The organism is Brevundimonas sp. GW821-FHT12E07 (assembly GCF_058807035.1).
Window position 1 is genome coordinate 376,636 of the sequence record NZ_JBXAQH010000003.1, and the last position, 18,911, is coordinate 395,546.

16 protein-coding genes are annotated in these 18,911 nt (G+C 64.5%); 8 read left to right on the forward strand and 8 right to left on the reverse strand.

Features of this window, described 5'->3' with window-relative positions; all coding sequences use genetic code 11:
• Nucleotides 1-96: 96 nt before the first annotated feature.
• A complete protein-coding gene (locus AC1ROD_RS13600; protein ID WP_492948801.1) occupies nucleotides 97-1,041 on the forward strand; it encodes an IS1595 family transposase in 945 nt (314 codons plus the stop codon).
• A 197-nt stretch (nucleotides 1,042-1,238) separates the two neighbouring features.
• Here AC1ROD_RS13600 and AC1ROD_RS13605 read toward each other — a convergent pair whose 3' ends face one another.
• The 3 genes from AC1ROD_RS13605 to AC1ROD_RS13615 all read right to left on the reverse strand — a co-directional run bounded on the left by AC1ROD_RS13605 (nucleotide 1,239) and on the right by AC1ROD_RS13615 (nucleotide 3,626).
• Nucleotides 1,239-2,036 (reverse strand): DUF3800 domain-containing protein, encoded by a 798-nt coding sequence (locus AC1ROD_RS13605; protein ID WP_492948802.1) that lies wholly within the window; start codon nucleotides 2,034-2,036, stop codon nucleotides 1,239-1,241.
• A gap of 150 nt (nucleotides 2,037-2,186) precedes the next feature.
• A complete protein-coding gene (locus AC1ROD_RS13610) occupies nucleotides 2,187-3,113 on the reverse strand; it encodes a BstA C-terminal domain-containing protein (protein ID WP_492948803.1) in 927 nt (308 codons plus the stop codon).
• A 159-nt stretch (nucleotides 3,114-3,272) separates the two neighbouring features.
• A complete protein-coding gene (locus tag AC1ROD_RS13615; RefSeq protein ID WP_492948804.1) occupies nucleotides 3,273-3,626 on the reverse strand; it encodes a hypothetical protein in 354 nt (117 codons plus the stop codon).
• Between the two features lie 319 nt (nucleotides 3,627-3,945).
• Between AC1ROD_RS13615 and AC1ROD_RS13620 the strand changes: the two genes are divergently transcribed.
• Nucleotides 3,946-5,691: an amino acid kinase family protein gene (locus AC1ROD_RS13620; protein WP_492948805.1), complete on the forward strand. Its 1,746-nt coding sequence runs from the start codon at nucleotides 3,946-3,948 to the stop codon at nucleotides 5,689-5,691.
• 3 nt (nucleotides 5,692-5,694) lie between these two features.
• Nucleotides 5,695-6,645, forward strand: a complete 951-nt coding sequence (thrB, locus tag AC1ROD_RS13625; protein ID WP_492948806.1) for a homoserine kinase — start codon at nucleotides 5,695-5,697, stop codon at nucleotides 6,643-6,645.
• On the opposite strand, the gene AC1ROD_RS13630 is transcribed toward thrB, so the two are convergent.
• Together AC1ROD_RS13630 and thrC are read right to left on the reverse strand one after the other, a co-directional pair.
• On the reverse strand, nucleotides 6,642-7,715 hold the full coding sequence (locus AC1ROD_RS13630; protein ID WP_492948807.1) for a helix-turn-helix domain-containing protein: 1,074 nt from the start codon (nucleotides 7,713-7,715) through the stop codon (nucleotides 6,642-6,644). The genes thrB and AC1ROD_RS13630 overlap by 4 nt on opposite strands.
• Before the next feature lie 91 nt (nucleotides 7,716-7,806).
• On the reverse strand, nucleotides 7,807-9,225 hold the full coding sequence (thrC, locus tag AC1ROD_RS13635) for a threonine synthase (protein ID WP_492948808.1): 1,419 nt from the start codon (nucleotides 9,223-9,225) through the stop codon (nucleotides 7,807-7,809).
• A gap of 151 nt (nucleotides 9,226-9,376) precedes the next feature.
• On the opposite strand from thrC, the gene AC1ROD_RS13640 reads away from it, so the two are divergent.
• On the forward strand, nucleotides 9,377-10,315 hold the full coding sequence (locus tag AC1ROD_RS13640) for a retropepsin-like aspartic protease (RefSeq protein WP_492948809.1): 939 nt from the start codon (nucleotides 9,377-9,379) through the stop codon (nucleotides 10,313-10,315).
• On the opposite strand, the gene gluQRS is transcribed toward AC1ROD_RS13640, so the two are convergent.
• Nucleotides 10,312-11,166 carry a tRNA glutamyl-Q(34) synthetase GluQRS gene (gene gluQRS / locus AC1ROD_RS13645; RefSeq protein WP_492948810.1) on the reverse strand — a complete coding sequence of 285 codons (855 nt, stop codon included), beginning with the start codon at nucleotides 11,164-11,166 and terminating at the stop codon, nucleotides 10,312-10,314. The two genes, AC1ROD_RS13640 and gluQRS, sit on opposite strands and share 4 nt — an antisense overlap.
• Before the next feature lie 86 nt (nucleotides 11,167-11,252).
• Here gluQRS and AC1ROD_RS13650 point away from each other — a divergent pair, with 86 nt between their 5' ends.
• From AC1ROD_RS13650 to AC1ROD_RS13665, 4 genes are all read left to right on the forward strand, one after another.
• A complete protein-coding gene (locus AC1ROD_RS13650; protein ID WP_492948811.1) occupies nucleotides 11,253-11,918 on the forward strand; it encodes a DNA-3-methyladenine glycosylase family protein in 666 nt (221 codons plus the stop codon).
• Entirely contained in the window at nucleotides 11,915-12,595 is a 681-nt protein-coding gene (locus AC1ROD_RS13655) for a trimeric intracellular cation channel family protein (RefSeq protein WP_492948812.1), read from the forward strand. Before AC1ROD_RS13650 ends, AC1ROD_RS13655 begins: the two co-directional genes overlap by 4 nt.
• A 169-nt stretch (nucleotides 12,596-12,764) precedes the next feature.
• Nucleotides 12,765-13,325, forward strand: coding sequence for an HNH endonuclease (locus AC1ROD_RS13660; protein ID WP_492948813.1), 561 nt, complete (start codon nucleotides 12,765-12,767; stop codon nucleotides 13,323-13,325).
• Nucleotides 13,326-13,494: 169 nt separating this feature from the next.
• On the forward strand, nucleotides 13,495-14,751 hold the full coding sequence (locus AC1ROD_RS13665) for a tyrosine-type recombinase/integrase (protein ID WP_492948814.1): 1,257 nt from the start codon (nucleotides 13,495-13,497) through the stop codon (nucleotides 14,749-14,751).
• Nucleotides 14,752-14,946: 195 nt separating this feature from the next.
• On the opposite strand, the gene AC1ROD_RS13670 is transcribed toward AC1ROD_RS13665, so the two are convergent.
• Both AC1ROD_RS13670 and AC1ROD_RS13675 read right to left on the reverse strand, forming a co-directional pair.
• Entirely contained in the window at nucleotides 14,947-16,356 is a 1,410-nt protein-coding gene (locus AC1ROD_RS13670) for an ATP-binding protein (protein WP_492948815.1), read from the reverse strand.
• Nucleotides 16,357-16,569: 213 nt separating this feature from the next.
• Complete coding sequence (locus AC1ROD_RS13675; RefSeq protein ID WP_492948816.1) at nucleotides 16,570-18,417, reverse strand: hypothetical protein; 1,848 nt, start codon at nucleotides 18,415-18,417, stop codon at nucleotides 16,570-16,572.
• Between the last annotated feature and the right edge of the window lie 494 nt (nucleotides 18,418-18,911).

An 18,911-nucleotide genomic window follows, 5' to 3' on the forward strand; every position in this document is an offset into this window, starting at 1 on the left:
GTGTCCCGTTCTGGCCTCATCGCCATTTCGATTAGGACATTATGTCTTTGACAAACCCACGTCATGATGTAGTGTGGATGGACAAGGAGAAGCCCCGTGTCCGTTCTGTCGAAGCCCTATTTCCACGATGAAGCCGCCGCCTTCGCGTTCGTCGAAGGCATCATCTGGGCGGGCTCACCGCATTGCCCGACCTGTGGCTCGCTCAAGGTCTATGCGATCAAGCCGAACCCAGAAAAGAAGGTCCGCATGGGCCTGAAGAAGTGCGGCGACTGCAAGCGTCAGTTCACCGTCCGCATCGGCACGATCTTTGAGGAAAGCCACCTTCCCCTGCACAAGTGGCTGCAAGCCATCTACCTGATGTGCAGCAGCAAGAAGGGCATCAGTTCCAAGCAGCTCGAACGCACCCTGGAATGCACCTACAAGACCGCGTGGTTCCTCTCGCACCGCATCCGCGAGGCCATGCGCTCGGGCGATCTGGCTCCCTTCGGCGGCGGCGGCACCCCGGTTGAGGTGGACGAGACCTTCATCGGTCGCGAGCCCGGCATGAAGGTGAAGTCCGGCTTCAATCACAAGATGAAGGTGCTGACCCTGATCGACCGCGAGACCGGGCGCGCCCGCTCCATGGTCATCGACGACATCAAGGCCTCGACCATCGGCCCCATCGTTCTGGCGAACGTCCAGCGCGAGGCCGCCCTCATGACCGACGAAGCCCACCGCTTCCAGTCGATTGGCCGTCACTTCGCCAGCCACGACACCGTCAACCACGCCCGCGACGAATACGTCCGCTACGGCGATCCGGTCATCACGACCAACACCGTCGAGAACTACTTCTCCGTCTTCAAGCGCGGCATGAAGGGCACCTACCAGCACTGCGGCAAGAAGCATCTGCATCGCTATCTGGCCGAGTTCGACTTCCGGTACTCGAATCGCTCGGCTCTGGGCTGCGAAGACGTAGAGCGCGCCGAACGCGCCCTGAGAGGGGTCGTCGGCAAGCGCCTGACCTATCGGCGGACTAACGGCGGGGCCGAAGCCCACGCCTAATGGACGGCACCGAAGGCGCGGGTACAAGATTTAGTTAACCGGATTGACTCTTCTACCAAATGGCGCCTGTGGCCCATTGTCGATTCGGAACGAATCGCTTATGTTTACACCTGAGGCGGTCACGCGCCGGAACTCCCCAAAGCATCCCTAGGGTGCAGGCGAGAAATCGCAATCATGGGCCGGGGGGCCGCCTCAAATCACTTGAACAGCGCTACCATGGCCGCTTGCTCCTCGGTGAGTTCGATCTGGTCTGCCCATGGGTAGAACTTCATGCCGTAGCTGAGAAAGTTGCCCTTTCTCGAATAGATGTTGGGCTTGAGAAGTTCGGCATAGCGAAGTTCGCAGTTCCCATAGTTGTTGAGTTCAACGCCCGCTGTGACGGCCGAGGCGACAATATCGGAAATCTGCAATCCCGCATTTCGCGAGTGGTCGTGAGCTTCCACTCCTTCGATGTCGATGACCGGCCATTTGATTTGAATGGCGGGGTCATCCATCGCTTTCAGGCGGTCCAGATAGGCCTGAAAGTCGGGGTACGACATACCGCCTCGGCGCGAGAAAATGATTTTGACGCGTCCGTCTCCCTCGGGAACCTTGGGTCTCATTTCCCGGCACAGCCAAGACACTCGCTCAATCAGGTATCGGCAGAGGTAGAAGTAGAGCTGGTTTTTCCCGGTGTAGATCCCAGCCGGAATGATGGGCTTGTTGGCCACGATACAAATCGATCGTAACGGCTTCAGCCTTAGCTCCTGAACAGCCATTACCCGTTGTTCGTGGCGCAGGCCGACAAAATGAAGCGGCTTCTTGAGGCTCTTTTGATCGAGCCGCGCTCGGATTCCGTCACGCCAAGTGATGGCCTCGCGCTCGCGCGACATACGGCAAACCGTAGCCGATAAGGTCAGCCACCGCGACGCGCCGCCAGACTTGCCGGCCACCCGGTAGTTAGCCAGCCCGTCGTCGCCGCACTCATCAATATATGCTATGAAGCTATGAGCCATGACCCAGACAGACCACGATAAGCCCCAGGCTGACAAATTCCGCGACATGGCCCGAGAGCTAGAGGCGGACGAAGACGAGGCGCGGTTTGAGGAAGCGGCGCGTAAAGTCGCGATGGCTCCAGTCCCGCCGAAAGCTCCCAAGGCTTCGACCTAGGCCCCCGGCAGCGATTTCGGCTCGTACATGGATGCCAACCTAGCTGCCTCGACCTTACCGCCGGGCAGGAGGTTCGCCTTCTTGAGTATGTAAACGGGGTATTTGGTCGGCAGATAGAACGACCGGAACCAGTGCTGAAACTCGGCCCATGACTCATTCGGGTAAGCCCACGCCATTTGCGGATTGCTGCCGCTTTGCGGGTACTCGCTCGGAAAGTAATGTGGGTACTGGATTCGAGCGCCGAAGCGCCGGTCAAAGTCGTTCGCAGTCCAATGCCTACCCCAAACACCCCCGACACTTCCGTCAGGCATCGTGTGTTCATTCACGGTTAGCCCGGCGTTGATGAGGTCAACTACCAGTCCGCTCGTCTCTTTAAAGACGCTGAAATAGCCCGCCGGGACGCTATCCTTGAGCAAGGACACCCGGGCATTAAACAGGCGCCACTTGTCCTCTGGCTTGTAGCCGAGCGCTTCATAGATGAATTGCTGCAGGCCGAACCGGGCGAGGCTGCGAAAGTTTTTGATCGCAATCTCGTTCGTTCGCTGGGCCTCAAACGCGAAGTATTCAATGATTGCCGTGCCGACTACGTCGGGATAGGCATAGTGCGGCGTACCGTCCTTCGTAATTTCGATGAACAGCTGCGGTTCGTCGAACCCCTTAGATGATAGATATTCTTGAAAGTACTGCATCCTTCCGCGCGGAAATATGCCTGTCGTTTGAGCTTGTTGCCACTCTTGGGTTAGTTCTTGAATGGTCGAACGCGCCGCACCGGCCATAGCCGCGATGCCCCGCTGAGTCAGATAGGGAATTCCATTTTCCAGAACCCCCATCTCAACTCCAGCCACCTCCTTCTCTACCTCAATGCCAAGGTCGAGTTTAAGTTGAACAGGGGCGGCCGGACGAGGCGCAATTTCATTAGCCAAGCTATTGATCCTTAACAGGAAATAGGTGGCCGGTCTTTGCCTCTAAAGGGCATTCGCTTTCAGCCAGGGCGGGTACTGTGCGCCATCGCGAGCGATTCACCAACCGGCGATACGTCCAGCGAAGTCCAATCCTGAGGCCCGCAAGCCGTGGCCGTCGCGTTACTGGCCGGGCGCAAAGATCGCCTTGATTGTCAGGTAGGTGAAGAAAAGCGCGATGTAGACAAGGAAGTAGAGCTGTCCGCTCTCCAGCTTTTCCCACCATTTAGGTGCAGGCGGGTGCGGAGCCTGCGGCGGATGCTGGGTCTGCGGCGGGAACTGATGCGGCGACGCGGGAGGGGCGCTACGTCCAGAAACACCCCTAACAATCCATACGACAGCCGCCGCCGACACAAGGGCTAACGGAACGTATGGCCAGATGCCGGACATGGTCATGCCTGGCATCGCTTTTGATAAAGGTGTGCCGGGGCCGAGCGCCTCGCGCAGCGCCATGATGATGGCCGCGACGTACAGCAAGATCGTTGATAGGGGGTCAGGGGGCGGTAAGCGCATCCATCTTGCATATCAGCGATTCCCAAATCTGGATACGGGTTTGTCAAAGACATAATGTCCTTCGATTAGCACCGCCGCCGTCGTGACGGCGCGGACGGGCACGCCTGCGCTCACCACCACCGGCGGTATGACCATCACCGGCCCCTTCAGGGCGGGAAAAGGTTAGCGCACGTCGAACCCGACAAGCACCAACCCAGACCCGCCCGGACCCCCCGGGCGGGTTTTTTCTTACCCGATCTCCACCCCCGATTTTTCGCACCACCCTCTGCTGCCGAGACCGAAAATGTCCCATCTCTCCGTCGTCCAGAAATCCGATCCGCTCAAACCCGCCGCCGAACAGGGGGCCGCGCTGAACGTCGTGGTGCTCAAGTTCGGCTCCTCGATCCTGCGCTCCCAGGCCGATGCGCCCGCGGTGGCGTCGGAGGTCTATGGCCATGTCCGCGCGGGGCGGAAGGTGGTGGCGGTGGTCTCGGCCTTCGGCGGCCAGACCGACCGGCTGCTGGCCGACGCCCGCCTTCTGGGCCTTGATCACGAGAACGATCTGCTGCCCGGCTATGTGGCGCTCGGCGAGGAACAGGCGGCGGCCCTGACCGCCATTGCCTGCGACCGGATCGGCCTGGATGCGGTGGCGCTGTCCGTGCGCGAGCTGGGCATCGTCGCCGACGGACCGGCCGAGCACGCCCATCCGCGGGAGCTCAAGAGCGGCGCCCTGCTGCGGGCCCTTTCGGAGCATCAGGTGGTGGTGGTCCCGGGCTTCGGCGCGGTCCGTCCGGACAACAAGGTGGCGCTGCTGGGACGCGGTGGATCGGACCTGACGGCGGTCTTCCTGGCGGCCGAACTGGGTCTGAAGCGGGTGCGGCTGGTCAAGGATGTGGACGGCCTCTACGACCGCGACCCGGCCTCGGCCTCGGGCAAGCCCCTGCGCTATCGCCGCGCGTCATGGGACGAGGCGCGTCGTCACGGCGGCGCCCTGGTCCAGCATGACGCTATCGATCTGGGCCAGGAGCGCGGGGTCGAGATCGAGGTCGCGGGGCTGGCGCGCGCCAGCGGCACGGTGGTCGGCGACCATTCGGCGCCGCCCGGACCCTCGGTGCCCGACGCCCCGATCCGGGTCGCCATCGCCGGCTGCGGCGTGGTCGGCGGCGGCCTTCTCGCCCGTCTCCTCGGCGATCCCCGCTACCAGGTCACGGGCGTTCTGGTGCGCGATCCGAAGAAGCCCCGTGACGTCGCCGCCCCGTCCGATCTGTTCACCGCCGACCGCGCCGCCTTCCTGGCCCAGAAGCCCGATCTGCTGGTCGAAGCCCTGTCGGAAGGCGAGGCGGGCCACGACCTGATCCGTGAGGCGCTTCAGGCCGGGATCGACGTCGCCAGCGCCAACAAACAGGCCATCAGCCGCGACCCCGCCGGGCTCCAGGCCCTGGCCGATCAGCACAAGGCCCTGTTGGTCTATTCAGCCGCCGTCGGCGGCGGCGCCCCGATGATCGAGACGCTCCGCGCGGCGCGCGAGGCCGGTCCGGTCGCCCGCTTCGAGGCGGTGCTCAACGGCACGGTCAACTTCATGCTGGACCGGCTCAGCGCCGGCGCCGACTTCGCCGACGCCTTGGCCGACGCGCGGGTGGCGGGCTTCGCCGAAGAAGATCCGTCCTCGGATCTGGAAGGCCGCGACGCCGCCGCCAAGGTCCGTCTGCTGTCCTTCGAGGCCTTCGGCGAGACGCCGGGCGAGGGGACGATCACCTGCGATATCCTCTCCGACGCCTTCAAGCCTAACGGCTCGCCGGTGCGCCAGATCGGGGCGTGTGTGAAGTCTGCCGCCGGGCTCGACGCCACGGTCCTGCTCAACCGCGAGCTTGAGGATCCGCTGTTCCTGGCCCTGCGCGGCGAACGCAATGCGCTCAAGGTCTATGGCGAGGACGGCCGGGTGTGGTCGTGCAAGGGCCGCGGCGCCGGGCGCTGGCCGACGACGGAAAGCGTGCTGGCCGACGTCGCCGATATCGTGCGCGCGCGTCACGCCGCGCTCGGGTATCATTAGGTCATGGCGGTCTTCACTCCGGTTTCGGACGATCAGGCGCGGGCCTTCGTCGGCGGCTATCCGGCTGCCGGTGGGTTCGTGTCGCTGCACGCCATCGCCGAGGGGGTGGAGAACACCAACTACCGGCTGGAGACCACCACGGGCCGCTTCGTCCTGACCCTGTTCGAGGGTCGGACCGACGCCGCCTCCCTGCCGTTCTGCCTCGGCCTCACCGACCATCTGGGCGCGGCGGGCTATCCGGCCGCGCGGCCGCTGCGAGATCAGTCGGGTGCGTGGATCGGCGAACTGAACGGCCGGCCGGCGGCGGTGGTCGAATGGCTGTCCGGCGCCTGGCTGCGCGATCCGTCCGCGGAGGAGGTCGCCCGCGCCGGCGCCGCCCTGGCCCGCTTCCACCTGTCGGCCCGTCGCTTCTCCGGCCGCCGCGCCAATCCTGTGGGGCCGCCGGTCTGGAAGGCTCTGCTGGAGCGGTCCGCTTCGGGCGCGACGACGGCCGAGGACCGCCAGCTGGTCGCCGACTGCCGTCAGGCGCTGGAGCGGACCGGCGATCCGTTCACGGACGACCTGCCGTCCGGCGCGATCCACGCCGACTATTTCCCCGACAATGTCCTCTTCGAGAACGGTCAGGTCTCGGGCGTCATCGACGTCTATTTCGGCTGCGACGGCCCCTTCGCCTATGACCTGGCCATCGCCCTGACGGCCTGGGGCTTCGACGGTGAAGGGCGTGAGATTTCCGGCGCGGTCGAGGCCTTCCGGCGCGGCTATGAATCGGTGCGTCTGCTGACCTGGGCGGAGGAGAAGGTCCTGCCGCTGCTGGGAGAGGCGGCGGCGCTGCGCTTCACCCTGACGCGACTGCACGACAGGATCTTCCACGACCCGACCAAGCTGGTCACGCCCAAGGACCCCGCCGCCTTCTTCCGCCGCATGGCCTACTGGCGGGTGTCCGAAGCGGTTTAGGCGGCCTCGCCGCGACGCAGCCAGTCGACCACGACGTCATGGGCCGCGCCGTCCAGATAACCTTCCTCATTGGCCGCCAGCGGCGCGCCGCGTCCGACGAAGCCGACGGGCGCCACCTCGGTGGGCGGGAAGCCGAAGCGGTCGCGGAAGGCGCGGTCGAAGCGCGGGCGCGAGCCGAAGCCGTAACGCCGGGCGATATCCTCGACATTGGCCAGACGCCCGCCGCCGTTGACGCGCAGGTCGGCGTAGGCCCGGTCCAGCCGACGGTGCAGCACATAGGTCTGGACCCCGCCCATGTCACCGAAGGCGCGATACAGGGCGCTGCGCGACACGCCGATGGCCAGGGCGACCTCGTTGACGTTCAGAGTCGGGTCGGCGGCGCGGGCGTCGAACACCTGCATGGCCCGCTGGCGGATGGTGCGGTGGATGCTCTCGAGATGCACCGGCGACACCGGCCCGGATTGGCCGAGGAAGCGTTCGGCGATGACGAAGGTGGCTTCGATGGCCGCCCCGCCTTCTTCCTCGGTCAGGTCGCCGGCGACATCGACGAGGGTCTTCAGGTGCGAGGCGACCAGCCGCCCACCGGGACTGTTTGGCGGCAGGACCAGGCCGTGGATCTTGCGGCCCAGGAGCCAGGACGGCACCGAGGTCCGGGGCGTGACCAGATTGATCGTGTCGATGGTGTCGGCCTTGGAGGCCGAGGGGCGGGACAGGTCGCGGAACTGGACCGATCCGGCCGGGGCGATGGTTTCGCGCCCGTCGCAGTCGCCCCGCGTGTCCGTCAGATTGACGATGATGCTGATATGATCGAGGCCCGAGCGGCGGATCTCGCTGGCGGTCCGCGTCAGGGTCTGGGGGACCGAGCGTCCGCGCGCAAAGGTCGCCGCGCCGAACCGCCAGGCCGTGGTCTGACTGCGGAAACCGACGCGTCCGTTATCGGCGACCCCGGAAACGTCGTAGAGCTCGGAAATGGTGGCGCGGTAGCTTTCGTAGGCGTCGGGCTGCTTCTCGGACGAGATGGCCCAGGCGACGCTGAGCGCCTTGTCCGGCTTTACTGAACTCTCTGACACTGCCGCCTACCGCCCATACGCCCCACGCGCGATTCGCCATCGGTATCCGACATTGTGTGGTTTGTCGAAAGAATCCTGTTCGTGCAGAAGCTTAGCTGCGGAAACCTCTCACGGCGGCCAGCGCAGCTTCCGGTGTCGCCTCGATGACGGTCAGGCGTTCGGGGCGGTCGCCGAGCTCGCGGATGACGCGCGGCGGATCGGGATCGAAGCCGACCACGGGGGCGACGTCCTTGCCGAACTTGGCCGCGTGGGCGGTCGACAGGGCGACGACCGGGCCCACGCCTTTGGAATTTGGCCCGTTCAGCTGACTCCGCGCGGCCGACAGGGCCACGGCGGTGTGGGGGCAGACGACCTTGCCGTACGTCTCATACGCATGGGCGATCTCGGCGCACGTGGTCTCCTCGTCGACCGAGACGGCCGAGACCTCGGCGCGGAGGGCGCTCAGGAGGTCGGCGGGCAGGGTGGTCTGGCCGTCGCGCGCGAAGGCTTCGAAGACGGCGCGGGTGGCGGCCGGGTCGCGACCCGAAGCCTCGAACACCAGCCGCTCGAAGTTCGACGGCGCCTGGACGTCCATGGAGACGGAGGCCGTCTCCACCGCCGCGCGGCGAGCGTAGAGGCCGTCGTTGATGGCGCGGGCCAGGGCGTCATTCTGGTTCACCGCAGCGACGAAGCCGGCGACGGGCAGGCCCATCTTCCGCGCCGCGATGCCGGCGAAGGCGTCGCCGAAATTGCCGGTCGGGACGACGAAGGTCGGGCTGCGGGTCTCGCCCGCCGCGGCCAGCTGCATCGAAGCCGAGATGTAATAGGGGATTTGCCCCGCCAGCCGGGCCCAGTTGATCGAATTGACCGACGAGAAGCGCCCGCGCTCGCGCAGGGATTCCTCGGACAGCAGCCCCTTCACCAGCCGCTGGCAGTCGTCGAAGTCGCCGCGGATGGCCAGGTTCAGGACGTTGTCGGCCTCGACGGTCGTCATCTGCCGGCGCTGAACGGCGGAGACGCGGTCCAGCGGATGCAGGACGATCAGGTCGATCCCCGCCTTGTTGGCGAAGGCGTTGACGGCGGCGGCGCCGGTGTCGCCGCTGGTCGCCGTGACCAGGGTCAGCCGCTCGCCCGAGGCGGCAAGGGCTTCCGCCGACAGGGCGGCGGCCAGCTGCATGGCCAGGTCCTTGAACGCCGCCGTCGGCCCGTGCCACAGCTCCAGCATCCACAGATCGTCCGTGAGCTGAACCAGAGGCGTCACGGCCGGATCGTCGAAGCCCGCGACCAGCGTCCGAAGGGCCCGGTCGAGCGCGCCCTCGGGCAGGGCGTCGCCGATATAGGGCGCCATCGCCGCCTTCGCGATCTGCACATACGACTGCCCCGGCGCCGTGGCCCCGGCGGGAAGCTTCGGCCAGGCCGAGGGCATGTAGAGGCCGCCGTCGGGGGCCATGCCGCGCAGCAGGGCGTCGGCGAAATCGGTCGGGGTCGTGTCCCCACGGGTCGAGATATAGCGGGCGGCGGCGTCGGTCATGATGGATTGGTCGTACCCAGCCCAAGCGCCGCCGTCACCCGCATTTCGCCTGAAAGCGACACCCATATTTGCTCCCATATGGGCCCGGTGCGTTTTGCGGGCTGGCGCGGACCCAACGAACCCGCCATGTCTGGGTCATGAGGTCGGCTGAATGAACCGAAGGGATCTTCTGATCCGGCTGGGCGCCGTGGGGGCCACGGTCGGCGCCGCCTGGTGGTTCCGCGACAATGTCCTGTGGCGCAGGCCCAACATCGTCCTGCCGGCCCAACCCGAATGGCTGCCCTTCGCCGAGGCGCGGGCCAATGTCCCGACGGTGGAGGTCCGGCTGAACGGCCGCCGCGTCCGCGCCCTGATCGACAGCGGCGCCCAGTATTCGGTCATCGACCGGGAGTGGGTGAAGTCGCTCGGTGCGGTGAAGACATTCGACATGCCGATCCTCGCCTATGGCGTCGGCGGTCAGGCCCAGATCGGCAAGGGGCTGACGCTGGATCTCGCCGTCGGCGGCGCGCGCATCGACAAGCTCCGCACCGCCATCCTCGATCTCGGCCTGCTGGCTTCGGACGATGGTCTGGGGACGCCCCTGATCCTGGGTCAGGACGTGCTGGGCGAAATCATCCTGGACCTCGATCCCGCGCATCGCCGACTCCGTTTCTTGCCGCGCGAGGCCGCGCCCCCGACCGAGGTCCGGCCCGTGGAGGTCCATCGCGCGGGCAAGGCGCTGCGCACGGCGGTGACGGTGGAGGGGACGAAGGTTCAGGCGGTGATCGACACCGGCTCCTCCTCGCTTCTGGCGCTCAGCCGTTCGGCGGCGGCCTCGGCGGGACTGCTGAACGGGCGCGAGCAGCGGCGGGGCTCCAGCCTGGTGCTCGGCGGGGCCATGGCCTCGACCCTCGTGGAGGTCCGTGAGTTAACCTTCGCCGACCAGACCTATGAGAAGGCCGAGACGGCGATCTTCGGCGACGTCGCCCTGCCGGGCTTCCCCGACGCTCTGATCGGGATGGAGGCCTTCGTCGGGCGCCGCGTCCTGCTCGATCTGGGCGGCGGCCGGATGTGGGCCTCGCGCGAGCTGGATCTGACCGTCGGCGACTAGAGGCCGAGTTCGGCCTTCAAGGCCTCGGCTGTCACACCGGAGGCGCGGAGCTCGGCCAGGGTCACCGACTTGTCCCGCTTGGCGTATCGCTTGCCGTCGGGGCCAAGCAGCAGTGGGTGGTGTCGATAGAACGGCGTCGGCAGGTCGAGCAGGGCCTGCAGCACCCGCTGCACCGAGGTGACCTCGATCAGGTCCTCGCCGCGAATGACATGGGTCACCCCCTGCAGGGCGTCGTCCAGAACGGCGGCGATGATGTAGCCCGCGCCGATGTCCTTCCGTCCCACCACCATGTCGCCCAGCCGTTCGGGTTGGGCGTGATGGACGCCCGGCCTGACCCGTTCCTCGACCCAGGTCAGGGCGTTGAGATCGCCCAGCCGCTCGCGCGCCGCGTCCAGCGACAGCCGCCAGGCGAAGGCCTCGCCTCGCGCCAGCCGCTCAGCCTCCTCGTCGGCGGCTTGCGGGCCGTAGCTGAAGGCGTGGGGGTCGTTCGGATCGTCGGCATGGGGCGCGCCCCCGGCCAGGGCCATCAGCTCCTTGCGGGTCCGGAAGCAGCGATAGAGCACGCCCATGCCCCGCAGCCGCTCAAGGGCGGTATCGTATTCGGTCCGGTGTTCCGACTGGCGGCGCACCGGCTTTTCCCAGTCGATCCCCAGCCAGGCCAGATCCTCGTAGATGCCGGCCTCATACTCCGGACGGCAACGGGTGAAGTCGGTGTCCTCGATGCGCAGCAGAAAACGGCCGCCTGCTGCTTGCGCGGCCGACCAGGCGGTCAGGACCGAGAAGGCGTGGCCCTTGTGCAGATAACCCGTCGGAGAGGGGGCGAAGCGGGTGACGAAGGTCCGGTCGGGCATCCGCTCAGGATAGCGGCTTCCGGACGTGGTCGTCACCGGGCGCCGCGCTGACATTGCCGCCGCGGCGCACAGTCGTAAAAGGGCGAATGCCTGCCGCCGCCACGCCCGACCAGATCCTCGCCGCCCGTATCGCCCTGATCGAGGCCGACCCGGCCCTGACGCGCGCCCATGCCGGCGTGCCGACGTTCGAGTGGCGGACACGGACGGGCGGCTTCGAGGGCCTGTTCCGGATGATCGTCGAGCAGCAGGTCTCGCTGGCCTCGGCCGCCGCCATCTGGAAGCGAACCGTCGAGGGGCTGGACGGGGTGGTCACGCCCGAGGCGGTGCTGGCGCGCGACATCGAGACCCTGAGAACCTTCGGCCTGTCGGGTCAGAAGGCGCGCTACGCCCATGAGATCGCGCGCGCCCAGACGGAAGGGCGCATCGACTTCGACCATTTGGGGCGGCTGTCTGACACAGAGGCGACGGCGGCTCTGGTGGCGATCAAGGGCGTCGGCCGCTGGACCGCCGAGACCTTCCTGATGTTCTGCGAGGGCCGCACCGACGTCTTTCCCGCCGGCGATATCGCCCTGCAGGAGGCCATGCGCTGGGCCGACGGGGCGGCGCTTCGCCCGACCGAGAAACAGGCCTATATCCGGGCTGAACGCTGGGCCCCGCACCGAAGCGTGGCCGCCCATCTGTTGTGGGGCTGGTATGGCGCGGTGAAGCGTGGCGAGATTGCGTTGGATGCGCAAGACGGGGAGGGGACATGACGCCGCTGGTCGACGCCGAAACGGCGAAGGTCCTCGCCGATCCGCAACGGCTTCTGTCGGTGCTGGATTTCGCGGGCGTGGCCGTGTTCGCCGCCACCGGCGCGCTCGCGGCCGCGCGCGAGAAGCACGACCTGGTCACCTTCGCCTTCTTCGCCGCCATCACCGGGGTCGGCGGTGGGACCATGCGCGATCTGCTGCTCGGCCTGCCGGTCTTCTGGGTGCAGGACTGGCGCTATGTGGGCGTCTGTATCGCGGCTTCGATGGCCATCTGGCTGATCGGGCGGCGCGACTGGCGGTTCCGGGCCCTGCTCTGGCTGGATGCGATCGGCCTGGGCGCCTATGGGGTTCTGGGCGCCGCCAAGGCCGAGGCGGTCGGCGCCGCGCCCCTGATCTGCATTGTCATGGGCGCCCTGACGGCCTGTTTCGGCGGTGTGGTGCGCGACCTTCTGGCGGGCCAGCCCTCGATCCTGCTGCGGCGCGAGATCACCGTCTCCGCCGCCCTGCTGGCCGCGACCGTCTATGTGGTGCTCAGGGCCGAGGCGCTGGGGATGGCGCACCTGTCTCCCTGGCCCGCCGCCATCGTCGCGGCCCTGTGCGGCTTCGGCCTGCGCGCCGGCGCCCTGCAATGGGGCTGGAGCCTGCCGGGCTTCCCGGACCGTCCGCGCAAGACAGGCTGAGCCGCCCCTCTCGATCGGGATCGACCGTACGGAAATCGTGATCATTCCGCCGTCGGAACGTCATGGCGGCGTCGTCGAATCGGGCCTAGGGTGTGATCACAGATAAGGAAGGAGATCACGTCTTCAGTCCTGTCGCCTCACACCCCCCTCAGCACAGCGGGAGGGCCTGATGCAGGTCCTGACCCGTCCGCCGTCCGGTTTTCCGGCCTTGGTGCTGAACGCCGATTTCCGTCCCCTGTCCTACTACCCGCTGTCGCTGTGGCCCTGGGAAGAGGCGGTGAAAGCCGTCTATCAGGACCGCGTGGACGTGGTCTCACTCTATGACAAGGTGGTGCGCAGCCCCTCGATGGAGATGCAGCTGCCCAGCGTGATCGCGCTGAAGAGCTATGTCGATCAGGACCGCAGCCCCGCCTTCACCCGCTTCAACGTCTTCCTGCGCGACGGCTTCACCTGCCAGTACTGCTCGGAGACGACCGAGCTGACGTTCGACCACGTCATTCCCCGCTCACAGGGCGGTCGCACGACCTGGGAGAACATCGTCGCCGCCTGTTCGCCCTGCAATCTGCGCAAGGGCGGCCGCACCCCGCGTCAGGCCCAGATGCCCATCCGCCGCGAGCCGGTGCGTCCCAACGCCTGGCAGCTCCAGGACGCCGGCCGCCGCTTCCCGCCCCACTATCTGCACCAGAGCTGGCTCGACTATCTCTACTGGGACATCGAGCTCGAACCCTAGGGTTTACCGTTGTTTCCGTTTGTTGCCCAAGTGCCTGTTTTCATGGCGTTAAGGGTGCGAAGGGCGATTGCCCGGGATGACCGCCTTATCCTCCGACTTGCTTCGTTCTGGTGGCCATTTGGTGACCACGAAATGAGCTCTAACCCCGCTGTGGCGGGACGGAGGAAAGATGTCTGGTGGCCATACGGTGACCAAGCGGCTCACGAAGAGAGTCGTCGAGGCTCTGGAGCCTCGCGACAGCCGTTATGTCGTGTGGGATTGCGATCTCAAGGGCTTCGGCGTGAGGGTCTCTCCGCAAGGTCGGCGGACCTACCTCGCCAGGTTTCGGACCCACGGCGGCGCTGACCGGCTCATGGCGCTGGCTCCCCATGGGGTCATCACCGCCGAAGAGGCGAGAGAACGGGCTCGGATGGCCATCGCCGAGGCCGCACAGGGCGGAGATCCCCAAGCCGACAAGATGGAGCGGCGGGGCGAGATGACTATGGGAGAGCTGTGTGAACTCTACATGGCTGAGGGCACGGCGATGAAAAAGGCATCGACTCTCAAGATCGATCGCATTCGCATCGACCGGCACATCAAGCCTCGCGTCGGACGGATGAAGCTGAGCGACGTCTCACGGGCCGACATCCAGCGGCTCATGATCGATGTCGGGAACGGCAATATCCGGGCGGAGGCCACACCTCACACTCGTGGGGGCAAACACGCGGCGGCGCGCACCGTCGGCCTTTTGGGCGGCATCTTCAGCTTTGCGATTGAGCGGAAGCTCATGATCGAAAATCCTGTCCGTGGATTGAAACGTTACAAGGACAATCGTCGTGACCGCTTCCTGTCGCCGGCGGAGATGGCGCGCCTCGGCGATGTCCTGCTCGAATTGGAGAACGATGGCGGCGATCCGCGCCACATCAACATTATCCGCCTCTTGCTGCTCACAGGGGCCCGCAAGAATGAAATCGCGCATCTGAAATGGTCGGAGGTCGATTTGGAGCGCGGCCTCCTCAGGCTCCAGGATTCTAAGACGGGCGCGAAGACGATCCGGCTGGGTGCGCCTGCTATCCGGTTAATGACAGGCTTTCGCGCAAACGGGAGCGTTTATGTCTTCCCCGATCGCCGCCACCCTAAGCGCCCTGTCGCCAATCTGGATTGGGCATGGGTTAACATTCGCAAGCGAGCGGAGATGGAGGATCTTCGCATCCACGATCTGCGACACAGCTTCGCGAGCGCCGGTCTGGCCGGGGGCGAGGGGCTGCCGTTGATTGGAAAGTTGCTAGGCCACAGCCACATCAGCACGACCAGCCGATATGCTCACTTGGCTGACGATCCTCTCAAGGCGGCAGCTGACAGGATCAGCGAGCTTGTGGCTATGGAGCTGATGCCGACGTTGGTGGCTGATACGTCGTCTGATCCTGGCATAAGAGTTTGCGATTAAATGCAGGATTGCGGTGCGGGCAGGGTTTCAGCCTCTGCCAAGGCTGAGTTTTCAGTTGGCTTTTAAATGGCATGTCCAGCTTGGGATGTTGTGAGACCTCCTCTGACAACATTTAGCGATTAAATGGGATTTCGCTGAAAACCCTCAAGTTTTTGGCAATTGGGCGCAGGGGTTTGCATAGGTCTTAAATGACCGTCAGGCCCAGAATGGCAGATAGCGGGCGTAGCGACGAGATTCTCCCGCCGTTGCGTCGAGCTTCACCCAGCCAGCTTCTATCGTCGCAGCAATGACCTGCGACGTGGTCGCTTGCTTGGTTTCGTTGAGGCCGAACCGCTCTCGAAGTGTCTGGTTGGTCATTCGCTCCGACAGGACATGTTTCAGAGCGCAGTGCTGGTAACACGCACGCACTCGCTCCTCGCGATCCATCTCCTCGAATGGCTTGGGCCCGTAGATCGTCGCCACTGTGCGGTTCTGGGCAGAGCGGAAATCAGGGGCAGGGAGTTGGTAGGCTTCGGCTAGCGTGATGACCCGATCAATGCCGCTACTGCGCTCCTCACAAATCGACATCCGCCGCATGAGATCCGCCAAGCGCTCGTTTCGCGATTGATAGCCATCGATGAAGCGCTCTACCGGCACGATCGGCTCGCCAGGGTTCGAGATTTCGACGCGGTTGGAATAGATTTCGATCATGGGCGACATGCCGGTAATCGAGAGGTCTTGGTGGACCAGGGCGTTGGCGATAAGTTCGCGGACAGCGTAATCAGGCAGCAGCTTCACCTTCTGGCGAAGCGCGTGCTCGATCACCTCGTTCTGGGGAAGCTGCCCCATGACGAAATCAACCAAACCTTGGAAGCCGACGGCATATCCGCGCTCTCCAATCTGATCGATGCGCGTCTCAAGCTTTGATGGGCCAGAGTAGACGACGACCCGCGGAGCCTTTCGGGCCAGGTCGGGAAACTGGTTGAGGCGCTTTGCGAGCAAAAGGCCCCCCAGCCGGCGGATCGAATAGCCGTTCAGATCTCTATCGATCAGCCTTTCCTGAAGCAGTCTGTCCAAAACCGCCTCGCGGTTCGTCGGATAGGGAAGCTTCAACAGCTCGAAGAACGTCTGGGTATCGAGCAGATCGATGACCGCCTGCGGATCCAGATTTCTGAGAGCAGGCTCCTCGACCCAGTCCGGCTGTCCTTCTGCGAAAATCGTCCTGAGACGATCCGGGGACATTGGGCGAAGGCTCTCACCCGAGCGCATCAGATACTTTCCATCCAGATGATACGCCATGCCTTTGGGACGGCTTGGGACTGTGAAGACGACCACCCGACCGCCCTGGTGTTGCACCTCTTCGGCATCGACCCGGAAACCGACCGCCAGAAAGAGTTTGTCCCGGGCGTCGGCCAAGTTCGGGAACGCCTGTGTGCCGACCACTTCGCGAGGATGCTTGTCGGTGACGCCGAGCACTAGGTGGCCCCCACCCTCGTTGGCGATCGCTACGCAGTAGGCGTTCAGCTTATCAGCGCTATAGCTCGCCTTGGCTTCCTTGAATTCCAGCGCCTCGTGTTCAGTCGGTTCCTGCCGCCAGATGTCAATTTGAGCCGGCGAGATCGCCATTCCAGCCTCAAGACGTAATGGACGTCTCCCCATCTAAAATCGGCGTGCCGATTCGAGGATAACGGTCCGGATAAGACCCTTTAGCACCGTACGCTGATCGGGTATCGACCTGACGCTATTCGCCGCATGAGATGCGGCGAATAGCGGCTTCGATTACCGCAAGCACATAGGGGCTATCGCTTCTGCGGAGGTCGGCGGCGCTTGCCGCTTGCCCTAGTTTTTCTCCCAGACCTGATTGAGAATCTGAGCGGCGAGCGCCGCCTTGTCCTGCGGAAGAAATCTTCCGTAGTGGGCAGCGACCGTGGCAGGCGTGTCTTGGATGGCATAGCTAGCTTGCTCGTAGCTGCCGGTCTGCTTGAGGATATGAGTGGCCAGCACATCTCTGACACTGTGAGGACCGTGAGGTAGGAGGCCTGGGATGGCGCCACGGCCCGTCCAAGGGTTGTAGATGCCGTAACGCTGAACGGTCAGTCGCCATGCCTCATAGAAGCCTTGCTGGCTGTAGGCTGCGTTACGGCTCGTCCTCTTGACCGTCTTGACGAAAAAGACGCCAGGATCTGCCGCACCGGCCAGAAGGAGCGGGCGATTTGCGATGTAGTCTTCGATCCAGCGATAGAGATCGCCTAGATCGGGAAGCACGAGGCGGAACGGTCGTCTGGAGAAGTAGGCCGAGTTCGCATTCTTGAATGCGGCGCAAGGGATGAAAACTTCCCAACCGTTGTCGCGCTCGCTCCACCGTAACTCTCCCGCCTTGATACGCTCAAGTTCGCGCTCGCTTGTCGCGGGTTCTCCCTTGGACCTGAACAGCAGCTGGCGAAGGTTCTTCTGCCGCAGGCCAAGATGGAGCCCAAGTCGGAGCATCAGAAAGCTTCGAACGCTCTCGGCCGCCAGTTTCGGATAGCGTTCGGCGTTCGGCATACGTCTCAGAATTTCGTCAGTGATCTTGAGATATTCCGCGACCGGGCGGGGCGCTTCGAGAATGGGAAGCAGTGGCTCGAAGGGATCGCGGTGCACTCGAGCGACCCGCTGAATTTCGCGGGCGCGCGCAAGCACATGGCGGTTCAACCGTTCACAAGCTGCGTCCCAGTCCGCAACAATCTTGCGGACTTCATCTTCGGAAATCAGACCATCAACCGGCTCCAGTTCGGAAGCGAGCCTTGGGCTCTGCCTCAACCACCCTGTGCCGCTGCGCGCCAGGGCCGCTGCCAGCAGGAGCATTTCGGCTTCCCAACCCGTGTAGAAACCCCGGCGTGCCTCTCGCCATTGGACGTACCAATCCCATACGGATGGTGACACGAGCAGGGCAAAGGTCAGCTTCTCTCGCGGGAGGCCAAATCCTTTAGTTACGCTGTCAGCCGGCATCGCTAACGCGCCGAACATGAGTCCGAGATGCTCAATCTTCTGTGACGCCGTTTCCGCATTCCACACTCCCGACCGCTGGAAGCCGATGTCCGTCAGCGTTTGCGTTTTGAACCGCAGCAGGTCCGCCATCTCTCGGGCGAGACGTGGTGTCGGTGCGAATTCCGACCGAGCGGAGAGCTTATTCCCGGATCGAAGCGGCACGCCACCGACAGCGCCTTCGAAGCGAATCGAGAACCGATGCTTGGAGACTTTCGCGTGATACTGATGGAAGGCGGTCCCACCGGACAGGATCGATGACTGAACCCACGCTACGATTTGATCCTGCTCGCTGAGGCTCCGGGTTCCGAAGTCGTCTGGAAGGTGCCAGGCCAGCCGACGACGTTCTGCAGGGCCGACGCCCTCCATACGGTGGCCCGATAGCGCTCCTCTCTGCGACAAGCGCAGGCGCAGGCACCCCTTCGGAAGCTGGTAGCGGTGCTCAATCATGTCGACCACCTGAAGGGTGATAGGCGTCCGCGGAACTTTCGCCCCTCTGGCCCACGCGGTGATCGTCGTGCGATCGACCTTAAAGCCTTTCGACGCGACCCAACGATGCAGCATCCAAGCGCTGTCGCCGTGTCGCGCCATCTCCGCACGCAAGGCGTTGGCAAACGCACCGTTATGCGTCTCGGCGTTCCACAGCGGAGCGGGATGCTCCACCACGGCTTTCCTCGGACGGCCGCGACCTCTCCTCTGCGGTTCCTCCGCGGGCGAAATGTGCGTGGCTGGGCAAAGCGGTGAAGCCGACATGAACTCTCCAAAGCAGCACGTCGCCTCGCGGGCGACATAGGAGAGACGCGTCAGCTATGCAGGTTCCCTAATCCTGCTCCCCTGATGGCTGCCAAATGTTTGTGTTCAGGACGTCGTGGGTCTCAAGCGAGCCTTCGACATGGGGTGTCATGGGTAATCCGAAGCAAACCTGGGTATCGAGAGGCGCAGTGAAGAGAGAGGCAGGGCAAGATAAAAGGGAGGGGCGTTCGTCCTGCCTTTTCCCATTGTCTTCAACGCCTTGTGGGCGCTCCTGATCTCTTCCGACGACTTGTGTTGAGTTTGGCTGGTCAGCGAGCGCTCGTCGGGTGCCGGAACCGTCCCTCATGACCCTTCGCAGCACTATCGACGCTCTTATCGCAAATCCATCCTCGCCTGCAGAGGAC

Excerpts from the sequence above, each read along its gene's own strand:
- AC1ROD_RS13605 (WP_492948802.1), bottom strand. The coding sequence starts at position 2,036 with ATGGCTCATAGCTTCATAGCATATATTGATGAGTGCGGCGACGACGGG.
- AC1ROD_RS13620 (WP_492948805.1), top strand. The coding sequence starts at position 3,946 with ATGTCCCATCTCTCCGTCGTCCAGAAATCCGATCCGCTCAAACCCGCC.
- thrB (WP_492948806.1), top strand. The coding sequence starts at position 5,695 with ATGGCGGTCTTCACTCCGGTTTCGGACGATCAGGCGCGGGCCTTCGTC.
- thrC (WP_492948808.1), bottom strand. The coding sequence starts at position 9,225 with ATGACCGACGCCGCCGCCCGCTATATCTCGACCCGTGGGGACACGACC.
- AC1ROD_RS13640 (WP_492948809.1), top strand. The coding sequence starts at position 9,377 with ATGAACCGAAGGGATCTTCTGATCCGGCTGGGCGCCGTGGGGGCCACG.
- gluQRS (WP_492948810.1), bottom strand. The coding sequence starts at position 11,166 with ATGCCCGACCGGACCTTCGTCACCCGCTTCGCCCCCTCTCCGACGGGT.
- AC1ROD_RS13650 (WP_492948811.1), top strand. The coding sequence starts at position 11,253 with ATGCCTGCCGCCGCCACGCCCGACCAGATCCTCGCCGCCCGTATCGCC.
- AC1ROD_RS13655 (WP_492948812.1), top strand. The coding sequence starts at position 11,915 with ATGACGCCGCTGGTCGACGCCGAAACGGCGAAGGTCCTCGCCGATCCG.
- AC1ROD_RS13660 (WP_492948813.1), top strand. The coding sequence starts at position 12,765 with ATGCAGGTCCTGACCCGTCCGCCGTCCGGTTTTCCGGCCTTGGTGCTG.
- AC1ROD_RS13665 (WP_492948814.1), top strand. The coding sequence starts at position 13,495 with ATGTCTGGTGGCCATACGGTGACCAAGCGGCTCACGAAGAGAGTCGTC.
- AC1ROD_RS13670 (WP_492948815.1), bottom strand. The coding sequence starts at position 16,356 with ATGGCGATCTCGCCGGCTCAAATTGACATCTGGCGGCAGGAACCGACT.